The sequence below is a fragment of the Cryobacterium sp. HLT2-28 genome (assembly GCF_004402495.1).
GTDB lineage: Bacteria > Actinomycetota > Actinomycetes > Actinomycetales > Microbacteriaceae > Cryobacterium > Cryobacterium mannosilyticum.
Window position 1 is genome coordinate 247,362 of sequence record NZ_SOFH01000023.1, and the last position, 14,170, is coordinate 261,531.

The 14,170-nt window shown below is 70.5% G+C and carries 15 protein-coding genes; 1 reads left to right on the forward strand and 14 read right to left on the reverse strand.

The genetic code is table 11. The features are described 5' to 3' along the window. Positions 1 to 11: 11 nt before the first annotated feature. From E3O48_RS12590 to rpsB, 6 genes are all read right to left on the reverse strand, one after another. Positions 12 to 560 (reverse strand): DivIVA domain-containing protein, encoded by a 549-nt coding sequence (locus tag E3O48_RS12590; RefSeq protein ID WP_174774797.1) that lies wholly within the window; start codon positions 558 to 560, stop codon positions 12 to 14. A gap of 46 nt (positions 561 to 606) precedes the next feature. After that, positions 607 to 1,620 (reverse strand): phosphatidate cytidylyltransferase, encoded by a 1,014-nt coding sequence (locus tag E3O48_RS12595; protein ID WP_370249938.1) that lies wholly within the window; start codon positions 1,618 to 1,620, stop codon positions 607 to 609. A gap of 15 nt (positions 1,621 to 1,635) precedes the next feature. Further along, positions 1,636 to 2,190 carry a ribosome recycling factor gene (frr, locus tag E3O48_RS12600; RefSeq protein ID WP_134507028.1) on the reverse strand — a complete coding sequence of 185 codons (555 nt, stop codon included), beginning with the start codon at positions 2,188 to 2,190 and terminating at the stop codon, positions 1,636 to 1,638. A gap of 31 nt (positions 2,191 to 2,221) precedes the next feature. Continuing rightward, the gene (pyrH, locus tag E3O48_RS12605; RefSeq protein WP_134507026.1) at positions 2,222 to 2,950 is read right to left on the reverse strand and encodes a UMP kinase; all 729 of its coding nucleotides are present in this window, start codon (positions 2,948 to 2,950) and stop codon (positions 2,222 to 2,224) included. Between the two features lie 119 nt (positions 2,951 to 3,069). Beyond that, the gene (tsf, locus tag E3O48_RS12610; RefSeq protein ID WP_134539253.1) at positions 3,070 to 3,897 is read right to left on the reverse strand and encodes a translation elongation factor Ts; all 828 of its coding nucleotides are present in this window, start codon (positions 3,895 to 3,897) and stop codon (positions 3,070 to 3,072) included. A 10-nt stretch (positions 3,898 to 3,907) separates the two neighbouring features. Next, the gene (gene rpsB, locus E3O48_RS12615; RefSeq protein ID WP_134507022.1) at positions 3,908 to 4,840 is read right to left on the reverse strand and encodes a 30S ribosomal protein S2; all 933 of its coding nucleotides are present in this window, start codon (positions 4,838 to 4,840) and stop codon (positions 3,908 to 3,910) included. Between the two features lie 320 nt (positions 4,841 to 5,160). Here rpsB and E3O48_RS12620 point away from each other — a divergent pair, with 320 nt between their 5' ends. Further along, complete coding sequence (locus tag E3O48_RS12620; RefSeq protein WP_134507020.1) at positions 5,161 to 5,673, forward strand: M23 family metallopeptidase; 513 nt, start codon at positions 5,161 to 5,163, stop codon at positions 5,671 to 5,673. Here E3O48_RS12620 and E3O48_RS12625 read toward each other — a convergent pair. From E3O48_RS12625 to E3O48_RS12660, 8 genes are all read right to left on the reverse strand, one after another. Next, on the reverse strand, positions 5,651 to 6,595 hold the full coding sequence (locus E3O48_RS12625) for a tyrosine recombinase XerC (RefSeq protein ID WP_134539635.1): 945 nt from the start codon (positions 6,593 to 6,595) through the stop codon (positions 5,651 to 5,653). The two genes, E3O48_RS12620 and E3O48_RS12625, sit on opposite strands and share 23 nt — an antisense overlap. Before the next feature lie 116 nt (positions 6,596 to 6,711). Next, positions 6,712 to 7,683: a phosphodiesterase gene (locus E3O48_RS12630; RefSeq protein ID WP_134539255.1), complete on the reverse strand. Its 972-nt coding sequence runs from the start codon at positions 7,681 to 7,683 to the stop codon at positions 6,712 to 6,714. A 78-nt stretch (positions 7,684 to 7,761) separates the two neighbouring features. Continuing rightward, positions 7,762 to 8,880, reverse strand: a complete 1,119-nt coding sequence (locus E3O48_RS12635) for an alcohol dehydrogenase catalytic domain-containing protein (RefSeq protein ID WP_134539637.1) — start codon at positions 8,878 to 8,880, stop codon at positions 7,762 to 7,764. Between the two features lie 37 nt (positions 8,881 to 8,917). Continuing rightward, positions 8,918 to 10,192: a DNA-processing protein DprA gene (gene dprA / locus E3O48_RS12640; RefSeq protein WP_134539260.1), complete on the reverse strand. Its 1,275-nt coding sequence runs from the start codon at positions 10,190 to 10,192 to the stop codon at positions 8,918 to 8,920. Further along, entirely contained in the window at positions 10,189 to 11,724 is a 1,536-nt protein-coding gene (locus tag E3O48_RS12645; protein ID WP_134539262.1) for a YifB family Mg chelatase-like AAA ATPase, read from the reverse strand. Before E3O48_RS12645 ends, dprA begins: the two co-directional genes overlap by 4 nt. Further along, positions 11,724 to 12,080 (reverse strand): YraN family protein, encoded by a 357-nt coding sequence (locus E3O48_RS12650; RefSeq protein WP_134539264.1) that lies wholly within the window; start codon positions 12,078 to 12,080, stop codon positions 11,724 to 11,726. The genes E3O48_RS12645 and E3O48_RS12650 overlap by 1 nt, the downstream gene beginning before the upstream one ends. Before the next feature lie 160 nt (positions 12,081 to 12,240). Next, positions 12,241 to 12,966: an SGNH/GDSL hydrolase family protein gene (locus E3O48_RS12655; protein WP_134539266.1), complete on the reverse strand. Its 726-nt coding sequence runs from the start codon at positions 12,964 to 12,966 to the stop codon at positions 12,241 to 12,243. Positions 12,967 to 13,039: 73 nt separating this feature from the next. Continuing rightward, positions 13,040 to 14,140 (reverse strand): dipeptidase, encoded by a 1,101-nt coding sequence (locus tag E3O48_RS12660; protein ID WP_134539268.1) that lies wholly within the window; start codon positions 14,138 to 14,140, stop codon positions 13,040 to 13,042. Positions 14,141 to 14,170 lie beyond the last annotated feature (30 nt).

Below are 14,170 nucleotides of genomic sequence, written 5' to 3' on the forward strand. Positions count from 1 at the left end.
CGGAGCCGCATTCAGCGCACCGCCAACATCACGTCGACGACGGCGTCGAGGACTGCGTCGACCTGGGCCTCGCGGTAGCCGCCCCGTTCCGGCTTGAAGACGACCCCGCGCACATCGTCGACCGTGATCGGGAATCCCGCCTCGAAGTACTTCACGAGCTTGTTCGCGAATCGGTCGACATCCGCTCGGCTGTAGCCGACGCTGAGGAAGCTGGTGCGGGAGAAGCGGTGGCCGGAGAGTCGGCTGAGCCGGTTGACGAGCACCTGCGCTTTCGCGCGGGCGTCCTCGAGCCAGGCCTGCTGGCCGCCGGTGCGGGAGGCGAGGTCACGGTCGCGGGAGGCGAAGGCGTCTTCGAGCCGTTCCAGGGCCGCGTCGACGTGCACGGGCGAGTAGCCGCCCCTCTTCATGGCGAATGCGGTGTGCCGGATCGTCTCGGCAGTGAGCGTCGCGCTGTCGTCTGAACCGTCATACGCCCGCCGGGCAGCCTCGAGGAACTCATCGACCTGGGCTGCGCTGTAGCCGAGCGTCTTCTTGGGCGTGCGGGGGAAGGTGGTGGTCACTGCTTCATTCTGCCCCACCCTGCCCATGGTGTCGAAAGCGGGCAACTCAGGCGAAGATCAGGTACAGCGCGTACGCGGCGGCAGCCGACGGCAGGATCGAGTCCAGCCGGTCGAGGAAGCCCCCGTGGCCCGGCAGCCAGGAACTCATGTCCTTGATGCCGAGGTCGCGCTTGATCAGGGACTCGGCCAGGTCGCCGAAGGTGGCGCTGAGCAGGATGACCACACCGAAGATGAGCCCGAACCACCAGGGCTGATGCATCATGAAGACGGCGAGGACGACTCCGGCGATCAGGCAGACCGCGCCGGCCCCGGCGAATCCCTCCCAGGTCTTCTTGGGGCTGATCGTGGGAACCATCTTGTGCTTGCCGAAGCTGAGGCCGGTCGCGTAGGCGGCCGTGTCGGCGGAGATGACGAGGAGCAGGAAGGCGAGCGTCCACCACTGCCCGTCGGGCTGGGCGGCCAACAGCACGGAGAAGCTGCCCAGGAACACCACGTACGACTGAATGAAGAACCCGGAGCCGATGTCACCGACCACGTCGCGGGCGGGCGCCCGGTGAGCCGGCAGGATGAGCAGCGCCACTCGCCAGAGAGCGATCAGCAGGATGCCGCCCAGCATGGCCAGCCACTGGCCGGCCGCCCCGAGGTAGAAGGCGGCGGGGACGACCGACACCGCCGCGAGCACCACGGGGATGCGTGGGACATTCCGGCCCGCGTGCCGGAGCGCCTGGGCCAGTTCGAAGGCGGTGAGGCCGACGAACGCCGCCGCGCAGACCATGAACAGCTCTTTGATGAAGATGAGACTGAAGAGCATGAACAGGCCGAGGGCGAGCCCGATCAGGATCGCCAGGATCAGGTTGCGGCCGGTGCGCGCCTCGATCCGTTCGTTGGTCGCGTCGAGCTGCGCCCGGGTGGCCTGCACCTGTCGCTCGAAGTCGGCGCGGGTCGACTGCATCTGCCGCTCGATGTCGCTCCTGGCCGCGTGCACCTGGGCCCGGAACTCTGCGCGGCTGACCCCGTGCGCGCGCTTGGGCGGCAGTTCCTTGTTCGGATCGTCCGACATGACGCTGACTCCGCCCTAGATCTCGAGGAGTTCGGCTTCTTTGCGTTTGAGCGCATCGTCGATGGCGTCGACGTGGGTCTTGGTGATCTGCTCGAGTTCCTTCTCGGCCCTGGCCACGTCGTCGTCGCCGACTTCGCTCTTCAGCGCATCGAGCTCGTCCTTCGCCTTGCGACGCAGGTTGCGCACGGACACCTTGGCGTCTTCGGCCTTGGTGCGAACGATCTTGACGTATTCCTTGCGACGGTCGGCCGTGAGCTCCGGCAGTGTGGCCCGGATGACGTTGCCGTCGTTGCCGAGGTTGGCGCCGAGGTTGGGGGTGTCGCGGATGGCCTGCTCGATGTCGCGCAGGGCGCCCTTGTCGTACGGGCCGATCAGCAGCGTGCGCGCCTCCTGGTTCTGCAGGGAGGCGAGTTGCTCGAGCGGCGTCGCGGTGCCGTAGTAGTTGACGAGGATCTTCGCGAACATTTGCGGGTTCGCGCGTCCGGTTCGTACGGTCGCGAAATCGTCCTTGGCGGCTTCGAGTGCCTTGTGCATGCGTGCGGTGGCATCGGACAGAACATCCGTGATCACGGTGACTCCTTCTTCGGTGGCTTCAACAATCCTAGTTGGAGACGAGGGTTCCCAGATCGGCGCCGAGAATGGCGGCGGTCACGTTGCCGTGCGGTGCCATGCCGAAGACCTGCATCGGCATCCCGTTGTCCATGCAGAGGCTGAACGCGGTCGAGTCGACGACCTTGAGGCCGCGCTGGAGGGCATCCTGGTAGGTGATGTGGTCGATCTTGCGCGCGTCCGGGTCGGTGCGCGGGTCGGCAGAGTAGACCCCGTCGACGCCGTTCTTGGCGACGAGCACGATGTCCGCGTCGATTTCCAGGGCGCGCTGCGCGGCGACCGTGTCGGTCGAGAAGTACGGGAGTCCCGCGCCGGCACCGAAGATGACGACACGGCCCTTCTCCAGGTGGCGCTCCGCGCGGCGCGGGATGTATGGCTCCGCGACCTGGGTCATGGCGATGGCGGACTGCACGCGGGTCTCCGCGCCCGCCTGCTCGAGGAAGTCCTGCAGGGCCAGGGCGTTCATCACGGTTCCGAGCATGCCCATGTAGTCGGCACGACCTCGGTCCATGCCGCGCTGGGACAGTTCCGCGCCTCGGAAGAAGTTGCCGCCGCCGACGACGATGGCGATTTCCACGGTCCTGGCTGCTTCGGCGATTTCGCGCGCGAGGGCGCTGATCACGTCGGGGTTGACGCCGAGGCTGCCTGCCCCGAATGCTTCACCCGACAATTTGAGGAGGACCCTGCGCTTCTTGCTCGGCTTCGTTCGCGTGTCTGACATGCCCGTGAGCGTCCTTCCGTTGTGCGTGTTCTAAAACTACTGTGTGCGCTGCTGGGGGCCCACACAGAGAAAGAGACCGGATTGCGACTGCAACCCGGTCTCCCTCATTGTGAATCCTGTTACGCGCCGACCTTGAATCGGGCGAAGCCCGACACGGTCAGTCCGGCATCGGCCAGGACCTTGCTGACGGACACCTTGTTGTCCTTGGCGTAGTCCTGCTCCAGCAGGGCAACCTGCTTGAAGAATGCGTGGATGCGACCCTCGACGATCTTGGGCAGCGCCGCTTCCGGCTTGCCTTCGTTCTTCGAGATCTCGGTGACGATCCGGCGCTCGGCTTCGACGGCATCCGTGGGGACGTCTTCTTTGGCCAGGTACTCCGGGTTCGCGAACGAGATGTGCTGGGCCACGCTGCGCGCGGTCTCAGCGTCGTCACCTGAGTAGCCGAGAACAACGCCGACCTGCGGGGGCAGGTCCTTGCTGGTCTTGTGCAGGTAGATCGCGAACTTCGCACCCTTGACGGATGCGACGCGGCGCAGTTCGAACTTCTCACCGATGATCGCGGCTTCGCCGTCGATCAGTTCGCCGACGGTCTGGCTGCCGGCCGGGGCGGCCAGGCCTTCCTCGACCGTGGTGGCGCCGGCCGCGGCAACCGCGTCCAGGACCTTGTCGGCCAGCGCGACGAACTTGTCGCCCTTGGCGACGAAGTCGGTCTCGCAGGCGAGTTCGATCAGGGTGGCGGTGTCGCCGATTTCCTTGGCGGCGACGAGACCCTCCGAGGTGGAACGGTCAGCGCGCTTGGCGTTGCCCTTGGCACCCTTCATCCGGAGGAGCTCGACGGCCTTTTCCATGTCGCCTTCGGCTTCAACGAGGGCGTTCTTGGTGTCGACCATGCCGGTTCCAAGACGCTCGCGCAGCGCCTTCACGTCTGCGAGGCTGATGCTTGCCATACTCGATTCCTTACTTGGCTTCTTCGGTGGGAGCGTCGGCGGCAGCAACGGCTGCGGCTTCCTCTTCCACAACGGGGACCTCTTCGACAACGGCCTCGGCGGCGACCTGCTCGGCGGCGACGGCTACATCGGCAACCTCAGCGGTCTCGGCGGACGACTGCTCGGGGGTCGCGTCGGTTGCAGCGGCTTCACCGGTCTGCAGCAGTTCGGCTTCCCAGGCGGCGAGAGGCTCGACTTCGGCCTCCGGCTTGGCGTGGCGCTGGATGAGCCCCTCGGCCGCTGCGTCCGCGATGATGCGGGTCAGCAGGCCGACCGAACGGATGGCGTCGTCGTTGCCCGGGATCGGGTACTGGACGTCGTCGGGGTCGCAGTTGGTGTCGAGGATCGCGATGACGGGGATGCCGAGCTTGCGTGCCTCGTCGATGGCAAGGTGCTCCTTGTTGGTGTCGACAACCCACAGCGCGGACGGCGTCTTCGTGAGGTTGCGGATACCGCCGAGGCTCTTGTGAAGCTTGATGAGCTCGCGCTTCTTGATGAGCATTTCCTTCTTCGTGAAGCCGCTCTTGGCGGTGTCCTCGAAGTCGAGCTCTTCAAGCTCCTTCATGCGGGCCAGACGCTTGGAGACGGTCTGGAAGTTGGTGAGGAGGCCACCGAGCCAGCGCTGGTTGACGTAGGGCTGGCCGACACGGGTCGCCTGCTCCTGAATCGATTCCTGCGCCTGCTTCTTGGTTCCGACGAAGAGGACGGTGCCGCCGTGGGCGACGGTCTCCTTGACGAAGTCATAGGCCTTGTCGACGAACCCGAGCGACTGCTGCAGGTCGATGATGTAGATGCCGGACCGCTCGGTGAAGATGAATCGCTTCATCTTCGGGTTCCAACGGCGGGTCTGGTGCCCGAAGTGCACGCCGCTGTCGAGCAGCTGGCGAATGGTTACGACGGCCATGAGCCGTACTCCTTGTCCGGCGCGCCTGCAGGGCAGAGCAACGCCAATCGGTTTGTGTCGTGATCGGATGACCACTACTCCTGGTGCCCGGCACGCATCCGCCTGCTTCCGGGGAAGCGAGGACCGAGTGGATACGGAGGCCGATTGGGCACGCGTAGTCAGCGCACGAAGCGCTGCTTGGACGAGTTTAGCACCCGACGGGAGGGCTGCCGTGCACCGGCAGGCGCCGGGGTTCCCACCACAGTGAGTGGCCGGACGGCCCCCTCCACGGATGCCCGACCGGCGGCCCGGGCGCGCCCGGACAGCGGCACGGTGGAGGCATGCAGCTCCCCCGCCTCTTCGCCGCAGCGGCAGTGGCTGCCGCCGCCCTCATTCCCGCCGCAGTGCCCCCACCTCAGCCCTGGGTCTGGCCGCTCACGACGCACCGGATGCTTGCCGAGTTCGCAGCGCCTGCCACCGACTACTCCGCGGGACATCGCGGTCTCGACCTGGCCGCGGGCGAGCGGGAACCGGTCTTCGCCGTGTCGGACGGCGTGGTGGCTTTCGCGGGAATCGTGGTCGACCGACCGGTGCTGTCGATCCGGCATGCCGGCGACCTGACCTCGAGCCTGGAGCCCGTGGCCGCGGTCGTCTCGGCGGGTGAGACGGTCGCCCGCGGCCAGCTGGTCGGGCATGTCGGGGCGGGCGGTCACTGCTCCGGCCGGTGCGTGCACCTGGGGGCGCGCCTGCACGGGCGGTACGTCTCTCCCCGCCAGTACCTCGGCGGCATCCGCCGGGCCGTACTGCTGCCGCTCGCCGGGGAAGGGCCGGCTACGCCCTGGGGTGCGCGGTGAGGTAACTCCGCTTGAGGCGTTCCGCCGACACGTGGGTGTAGATCTGGGTGGTGCCGAGGCTCGCGTGACCGAGCAGCTCCTGGACCGCCCGGAGGTCGGCGCCGCCGTCGAGCAGATGGGTGGCCGCCGTGTGGCGCAGCGCGTGCGGGCCGGCCGGGCCGTTGCCCGGAACATCGGCGAGGAGGGTGGCGACGAGGCGGTACACGGCCCGCACGCCCAGCCGCCGCCGGGCGGTGCCGAGGAACAAGGCAGCGGCCGCGGGCACAGCGGGATTGTGCACAGGGGTCTCGGGCGGGAGTTTCGCGGCGGCCAGCACCGGCCGCCCCCGGTCGAGGTACCCGAGGATGGCGGACTGGGCCGGGACTCCGAACGGCACGACCCGCTCCTTCGATCCCTTTCCGGTCACCCGCACGGTGAGCCGGTGCAGGTCGACGTCGCCGGTATCGAGTCCGACGAGTTCGGAGACGCGCAGCCCCGACGCGTAGAGCAGTTCGACGATCGCGAGGTCGCGCAGGGCGTGCGGCTCGCCGCCGGCCGCGCGCTGCTCGAGGTGACCGAGCAGGTCCTGCATCTGGGCGTGGTTGATCACCCGGGGCAGGGTGCGGCCCGGCTTCGGCGAGCGCAGCCGGATCGCCGGGTCGGCCGGGCTCGCTCCGGTGCGCGCCAGCCACGCGGTGAAGCCGCGCGCCGAGGCGGACCGGCGGGCGATGGTCGCCCGCGCCAGCCCGGCCTGGCTGCCGACCCAGAGCCAGTCCCGGAGGAGGTCCAGGGTCAGTGCGGACGAGCCGGCCACGCCGCGCTCCTCGGCGAACGCGAGCAGCCCGGCCAGGTCGCTCCGGTAGGCGCGGATGGTATGCGGGGAGAAGCCGCGCTCCGCGGCCAGGTAGACGGCGAAGTCCTCCACGGCCGCGGCCAGGGATATCGTCTGCCCTGGCACGGTCTGCCCTGGCACGGTCTGCCCTGCCACGGTCTGCCCTGCCACGGTCTGCCCTGTCACGGTCTGCCCTGTCACGGATTGGCCTGTCACGGATTGGCCTGTCACGCCACGCTTCCAGTCGAGTCGACCTGGCGGGAGAAGGCCTCGGTGCGTTCCTCAGGGCTGAGCGACTGCATCCGGGCCAGGAATGCCGGGTCGAACCTGGTCGCGACGTCGAATTCGCCCAGCGGCACGGTCGAGTGCACGATCTGGTCGTCATAGACGTGCACGAGGTTGATCGACTGCCCACCGCTCTGCCCGACCAGTCCCCCCTGCGGGGCGCTCGCATCGAGGGTGTAGCAGGTGGCGGCGGCGACGGAGACCGGGACGCCCGCGAACAGTCCGGTCGTGGCGTAGTGGAGGTGACCGCCGAGGATGGTCCGGACGTCGCTGCCGGCGATCACCTCGGCGAGCCGGGCCTGGCCGCGGAGTTCCAGGATGCTCATCAGCGGAATCATGGTGGGGATGGGCGGGTGGTGAAGGGCCAGCACCGTGCCGTGGGGTGCCGGTTCGCTGAGCAGGTCGGCCAGCCAGTCGAGCTGGGACTGGGTGAGCTCGCCGTGGTGGTAACCGGGAACGCTGCTGTCGAGCGCGATCAGGCGGACTCCCCCGAGGTCGAACACCGCGTCGACCGGGGCGTCGGACCCGGCCTGGCCGAGGAGGTCGGTGCGGAATGCGGCTCGCTTGTCGTGGTTGCCCATCACCCAGACGACCTGGGCGCCGAGTCGATCGGCCGACGCCTCGACGAGGGCGCGCACCCGGCGATAGGCATCCGCTTCCCCGGTGTCGGCGATGTCGCCGGTGAAAACGAGAGCGTCGGGGCGCAGCCCGGAGCGTTCGAGTTGGGCCAGCGCCTGGCGCGCGGGCGTGTCGGTGTCGACTGTTCCGTAGAGCGCCCGAGAGCCGCCGAGGAAGTGCGTGTCGCTGATGTGGGCGATCAGGTGGCTGGCCGGCCCGTGCTGGCCCATCTGGATCTGCTGGACCTGCTGGACCTGGTGGGTCTGCTGGACCTGCTGGTTCGGGACGACTGCCATGCCTTGCCTTGCCTTTCATCGATGTCGCTCACACTACGGCTCGCCCCCGACGCTCGCGGGGTGCGCCGCACGTCCGGGTCAGGCGAAGGCGAAGAGCCGCCGCACCACGGCCCCGTCGGCGAGCGCATCGAGGCCCTCGTTGAGCTCGGCTATCGGCTTCGTGTCGGTGTGCAGCAGCTCGACGGGGAGGGTGCCGTCACGCCACATCTGGAGATAGAGCGGGATGTCCCGCGCCGGCAGGGAATCGCCGAGGTAGGAGCCGAGCAAACGCACGCCGGTTCCCGCGAACTGCAGCGCCGGCACGCTGAGGATCTCGTCGGGACGCGGCAGCCCGACCGAGACCAGGGCGCCGCCTCGGGTGAGGAGCCCGAGGCAGGCCTCCATCACCCGGGCGCTGCCGACGGCCTCGATGGCGACGTCGACGCCGTCCCCGGCGTACTCCGCGACGAGCGCTGCGACCTGGTCGGGGGAACCGGCATGATCGGCGCCGGCCCGGAGGGCGAGGCGCTGCTTCTCGGGGAGCGGATCGACGGCGATCACGCAGGTTCCGGGAATGCGGGCGGCCGCCATGACCGCCATCAGGCCCACCGCGCCCAGACCGAAGACGACCACGGACTGGCCGGGGGCCAGCCGGGCGGTGTTCCGCACGGCGCCGATCCCGGTCAGCGCCGCACAGCCGAACAGGGCCGCGATGTCGAACGGGACATCCTCGTCGATGACGACCACGGACTCGCGGGCGACGACCGCGAACCCGGAGAAGGCGGAGACCCCGAGGTGGTGGTTGAGCCTCACTCCCGACGCCGTCCTGAGGGCGGCCGGTCCGTGCAGGAGGTCTCCGCTGCCGTTGGCTTCCGCACCGCGGTGACAGAGGGCCGGGCGGCCGGCGTCGCAGGCGCGGCAGTCGCCGCAGCTCGGCACGAAGATGAGCACAACCCGGTCGCCGGCCTGGACATCCGTCACGCCGGCGCCGACCTCGGCGATCGTCCCGGCAGCCTCGTGCCCGAGCGCCATCGGCAGCGGACGGGGCCGGGACCCGTTGACCACGGAGAGGTCGGAGTGGCACAGGCTGGCCCGTTCGATCTTCACCAGCACCTCGCCCGGACGTGGCACCGGCACCGCCACCGTCTCGTGGCGCAGCGGCCGGCTATCGGCGTAGGGGCGCGGCAACCCGGTGTCGTAGAGGATTGAGCTGAGCATCGTTGCCTGCGTCATGCTGTCCAACCTAACCCGCGGGTCAGGTGGAGGCGCGCACCCAGCCGGTTTCACGTTCCCGGGCGGCGCCCTCGAGGTCGAGGCCGCCGAGCGCACCCTGGACGGCCGCGACGGACAGGCCCGCCCGGCGGGCCACGTCATGCACAGTGCGCGGGGACCGGGCGCTCAAAGCGTCGAACACCCGGATCTGGTCGCTGGTGCGTTCACCCCGGCCCGGTGCGCCGCCCCGGGTGCCCGTCTCTCTGTCACCGGGGAAGTCGAGCGGCACCTGGACCACCCGGTCGCCGACGAGTTCGGCCATCTCCGCTGCCGTGGTCACGCACACAGCGTCGTATTCTCGGATCAGCCGGTGGCAGCCGGCCGACGTCGGAGAGGTGACCGGGCCCGGCACGGCCCCCAGCGGACGACCGAGGGCGGCGGCATGCCCGGCCGTGTTGAGCGAACCCGACCGCCAGCCTGCCTCCAACACGATCGTGGCCGCACTGGACGCCGCGATCAACCTGTTGCGTTGCAGGAATCGCCACTTCGTCGGGGCAGCCCCGCACGGCAGTTCGGAGACCACCGCGCCGGCGGCCACGATGCGCCCCAGCAGCGCGTCGTGGCCGCTCGGGTAGAACCGGTCGACTCCCCCGGCGAGAAAGGCGACGGTGAACCCCGAGCTGGCGAGGGCCGCCCGGTGGGCCATCCCGTCGATGCCGTAGGCAGCCCCGGAGACGATCGTGAACCCGCGGTCGACCAGCCCGGCCGAGGATTCTATGGCGACGTGTTCGCCGTACCCGGTGGCCGCCCTCGCCCCGACCAGGGCGATCGAGTTCGCCAGCGAGGCCAGGGCCGGGGCGGTGCCTCGCCACCACAGGGCGAGCGGGGCATTCCGGCCGAGGTCGTCGACCCCGGCGGGCCACACCTCGTCACCAGGCAGGGCCAGCCGGGCGCCCACCCGGGCCGCCTGCTGGAGGCAACGGGTGACTTCCCCCGCAGACAGGCGCGGACGCCACCGCTGCAGGGCCTGCCCCAGTTCCTCCGCGAAGCCCTCCGGCACGCCGGTGGCCCCGACCCGCGCGGCGAGCCTGCCTGGCGAGCCCGGCTCGAGCACGGCGGCCAGGGCCGGCCCGGCACCGAGCCGGTCGACCAGCACCCCGGCGGTGCCGTCCCCTGGCTCGGCGATGCAGGTCCAGGCCGCCCGGGCGAACACCTCGCCCGCGAGGCCGGGTTCCATCCCGGCCCGGGGGGCGTGCGACGGGCGCACGCCTTCCGCAAGCCCGGCCACCGCGGCCTCGTCCAGTCCGAAAAGCGTCATGATGTCATTCCCTTCCGCAGGTAGAGCGCTTGCCCGACCTGTTCGGCGCCGGGGCGTGCAACGCCGCCGAGATCGGCGATTGACCAGGCCACCCGGAGCACCCGGTCATAGCCGCGCATGGTGATCCCGCCGCGTTCCAGCGCCCGGTCGAGGATCGCGGTCGCCTCGCCGGGGAGCCTGGCGTGTGCGCCGCGCAGCCACGGCCCCGGCACCTCCGAATTGAGCGACCATGGCGTGTCTGCCAGCCGTTCCGCCGCCGCGGCCCTGGCCTGCTCAACGTGCGCTCTCGCCGTCGCACTGGTCAGGCGTGGACCGTCGGCGGCCAGGCGCAACTGCGCGGCCGTGACGCGCTGCACCCGCAGCTGGATGTCGATCCGGTCGAGCAGCGGGCCGGAGAGCCGGGCGAGGTATCGTCTCCGGGCGCTCGGCGGGCAGCTGCAGTCGAGGTCGGCGGCCCCGTACTGGCCGCAGGGACACGGGTTGGCGGCCATCACGAGCTGGAACCTGGCCGGGAACCGGGCCACGGCGTTCGCTCGATGGATGCTGATCACACCCGACTCGAGCGGCTGGCGGAGCGCGTCGAGCACGGCTGAGGCGAACTCCGGGGCCTCGTCGAGGAACAGGACGCCATGGGAGGCGCGGGCCGCCGCGCCGGGGCGGATCCGGCCACTGCCCCCACCCACCATCGCCGCCGCGGTGGCGGTGTGGTGCGGCGCCTCGAGCGGTGGCCGGGTCGCCAGGGCGGGGCCGACCCCGCGGCCGCTGAGAGAACGCATCGAGCTGACCTCGAGGGACGCCTCCGGGTCGAGGTCGGGCAGGAGGCCGGGCAGCCGGGCCGCCAGCATGGTCTTGCCCGCCCCCGGCGGACCGACCATGAACAGATGGTGGCCGCCGGCCGCCGCGATCTGCAGCGCCAGAACCGCGTCCTCATTGCCGATCACGTCGGCCAGCTCCGGTTCGACGGGCTCGACACTGCCCTCGCCGGGCGCCGCGATCACGTCGACCTGGACCGGTTCGAGCCGGGAACCATGCCAGATGGCGGCGTCCCGGAGGGAGGCGACGCCGATGACCCGCATCCCCGGCACGAGGGCAGCCTCCGCGGCATTGCCGGCCGGGACCATGACGGTGCTGTGGCCGAGCCTGGATGCGGCGATCACCGCAGGGAGCATTCCGGACGTCGGGCGCAGGCGCCCGTCCAGGGCCAGTTCGCCGATGTGCACCACCGCACCCACCGACTCCGCGGAGACGGCCTCGTCGGCGGCGAGGCAGGCCAGCGCGATCGCCAGGTCGAAGCCGGATCCGTGCTTGGGCAGGGCCGCCGGTGACAGGTTGATGGTCAGCTTGTTGCGGGTGAGCGGGCACCCCGAGTTCTTCGCGGCGGCCCGCACCCGTTCGGTCGCCTCCGACAGGGCGGCATCCGGCAGGCCGATCAGCACGATGCCGGGCAGCTGGCCCGAGATGTCGGCCTCCACCTCGACCAGCGCCCCGGTGAGGCCGAGCAGCGCCACGGCGTGCGTTCGCGCGAGCGCCATCAGAACACCCCCACCAGGTGCTCGATCACCGGGTCGGCCCCCGGCCGGAGGATGACCGCGACCGCGTCGATCCGGATGCGCGCGGGCCGGGGCTCCGACTGGTCGCACCAGGCCGCGGCGAGCCGGCGCAGGCGGGCGAGTTTGTGCACCGTGATCGCCTCGAACGGATGCCCGAAGCCCGTTCCCGACCGCGTCTTCACCTCGACGAAGGCGACTTCGCCGCTCTGCTCGACAATGAGGTCGATCTCGCCCTGGTCGCACCGCCAGTTGCGGGCGATGACCCGGTAGCCGGCCGCGGCCAGGAACCCGGCCGCGCACTCTTCGCCGCGCCTGCCCAGGTCGTCTTTGTCTGCCACGAGTGCCTCCGGGTCCAGCGTGCCCGGAGGCCGGCCGTGTCCCCGGCACGGCCCCGGATCGGTGCGGCCCGGGGCCGTCCCCGCCCTGTGGAGGGTGAGCCGGCAGCCGGCCGGGTTCCGCGGCGGCTCGAGGGTGAGGCGGGGAATTCGCCGGAACCGGTCAGAGGCCCAGTTTCGCCAGCTCGGCGTCCATCCGCACCGCGATCTCGCGGTAGCCGACGTCATTGGGGTGGAGGCTGTCTGCGGCCTTCCACTCCGGATGCCCGTCCATCCAGTGCGAGGCCCCCGGGATGTAGTCGGCGTCGATGGCCACGGCCGCGTCCCGCACCCAGCCGATGATGCGTTCCACGGATTCGGGCCGCTCGTCGGTGTACCAGAACGGTTCGACGATGATGAAGCGGGTGTGGGGCAGTGCCTTCTTGAGCTCGGTGAAGTCCGTGTCGATCGCGGCCCGAACGTCGTCGGCCCGGCCGGGCATCACGAAGTTGTCGTTCAAGCCCATGGTGCTGATCACGATGTCGGGTTGGGCCTTGATCACCTGGTCGACGAGGTCGGGCCCCGGCAGGTTCGCCCGGTTGTTCACGAAGCCGAGCCCGTTGGTGCTCGGGTTGACCTCGGTCCAGCCGCGCTCGGCGCACACGATGGTCGACCAGCGGGCGGCCCGGCTTGATGCGCCGGTGCCGCGCGTGTAGGAGTCGCCGTAGAACGCGACGACGGCCGAGCCGTCGGCCGGCCATCCCGTGGCCGCCGATCCCGCCGTCGAGTCGGCGACGCCCGCGCTCCCCGTTCCGGTCGCCCCGCCGAGCACCCCGGCGACAACGGCGATGGTCCCCGCGCACAGCACGCCGATCACGGTCAGCAGGGCGATACGTCGGCGCAGGGTCATGACTCTCATTCGTCAGCGGCGGCCCGTCCGGATTGGTCGCGCCCTCGCTCGAGGCTACCCCCGGGGGCACGGCTCAGCGCACGAGCAGGGGGATCCCGCCGCCGGCCGCGGCGAAGGCCGCATCCGTGGCGCGCAGCACGCGCAGGATGTTGCCGCCGGCCAGGGCGGCGAGATCCTCCGCCGACCAGTCCCGCCCCGCGAGCTCGGCCAGCAGTGCCGGGTAGCCGTCGACGCCCTCGAGGCCGGAGGGGAATTCGTCCGTGCCGTCGAAGTCACCGCCCAGGCCGATGTGACGGATGCCGGCCACCCGGCGGGCATGCTCGATGTGATCCGCGACCTGCGCGATCGTCACGGCGGGCGCCGGGGTGTCCCTCGCCCCGTCGAACCAGGCCGAGTACTCGGGGGTGAGGAATTGCGGCACGAAGGTGAGCATGATCACGCCGTCGTTCGCGGCGAGCCGGCCGAGCAGGTCGTCGGGCACGTTCCGGGGATGGTCGGCGACCGCGGAGACGCAACTGTGGCTGAAAATCACCGGCGAATCGGTCAGGTCGAGGGCCGCGTGCGCCGTGGCGGGCGACACGTGCGACAGGTCGACCAGCATCCCCAGCCGGTTCAGCTCCCGGATGTACTCGGCCCCGCGGGCGGTGAGGCCCCCGTGGGCGGGATCGTCGGTGCCCGAATCGGCCCAGCTGGTGTTGTGCACGTGGGTCAGGGTGAGATAGCGCACGCCCAGCCGGGCGAACATCCGCAGCACGGCCGGCGAGTCATTGAGGCTGTGCGCCCCCTCCGCGCCGAGGAGGGATGCCACCCGCCCGTCGGCCCTGGCTGCCTCGACGTCGGCGGCGCTCCGCGCGATGACGAAGTCCCCCGGGTACCGGGCGGCGAGCCGGTAGACCCAGTCGATCTGTTCGAGGGTGCCCTGCACGGCGTCGGCGCCGGCGTGGTCGTCGCTGACGTAGACCGACCAGAACTGGCCGCCGACCTGCCCGGCCCGGAGCCGGGCGATGTCCGTGTCGGTCGCGAGTCCCTGTTCGAGGCCCTCCACCGAATAGTCCCGTTCCTCGCGGCAGACCCAGGCCCAGTCGTTGTGGCCGTCGATGAGCGGCGCGATCCGCAGCGCCTGGGCGACGACGGCCGCGGCAGCGGGGGCAGGGGAAGCAGCGGCGGGATTCATGCCTCCACGCTAGTGCTCGACGGCAGGCTC

What these genes read in the sequence shown, in the direction of transcription:
- E3O48_RS12595 (WP_370249938.1), bottom strand. Translation starts at nt 1,620, where the DNA reads ATGTCGGACGATCCGAACAAGGAACTGCCGCCCAAGCGCGCGCACGGG.
- dprA (WP_134539260.1), bottom strand. Translation starts at nt 10,192, where the DNA reads ATGACGCTTTTCGGACTGGACGAGGCCGCGGTGGCCGGGCTTGCGGAA.
- pyrH (WP_134507026.1), bottom strand. Translation starts at nt 2,950, where the DNA reads ATGTCAGACACGCGAACGAAGCCGAGCAAGAAGCGCAGGGTCCTCCTC.
- E3O48_RS12635 (WP_134539637.1), bottom strand. Translation starts at nt 8,880, where the DNA reads ATGCTCAGCTCAATCCTCTACGACACCGGGTTGCCGCGCCCCTACGCC.
- E3O48_RS12660 (WP_134539268.1), bottom strand. Translation starts at nt 14,140, where the DNA reads ATGAATCCCGCCGCTGCTTCCCCTGCCCCCGCTGCCGCGGCCGTCGTC.
- E3O48_RS12645 (WP_134539262.1), bottom strand. Translation starts at nt 11,724, where the DNA reads ATGGCGCTCGCGCGAACGCACGCCGTGGCGCTGCTCGGCCTCACCGGG.
- E3O48_RS12620 (WP_134507020.1), top strand. Translation starts at nt 5,161, where the DNA reads ATGCAGCTCCCCCGCCTCTTCGCCGCAGCGGCAGTGGCTGCCGCCGCC.
- tsf (WP_134539253.1), bottom strand. Translation starts at nt 3,897, where the DNA reads ATGGCAAGCATCAGCCTCGCAGACGTGAAGGCGCTGCGCGAGCGTCTT.
- rpsB (WP_134507022.1), bottom strand. Translation starts at nt 4,840, where the DNA reads ATGGCCGTCGTAACCATTCGCCAGCTGCTCGACAGCGGCGTGCACTTC.
- E3O48_RS12655 (WP_134539266.1), bottom strand. Translation starts at nt 12,966, where the DNA reads ATGACCCTGCGCCGACGTATCGCCCTGCTGACCGTGATCGGCGTGCTG.
- E3O48_RS12630 (WP_134539255.1), bottom strand. Translation starts at nt 7,683, where the DNA reads ATGGCAGTCGTCCCGAACCAGCAGGTCCAGCAGACCCACCAGGTCCAG.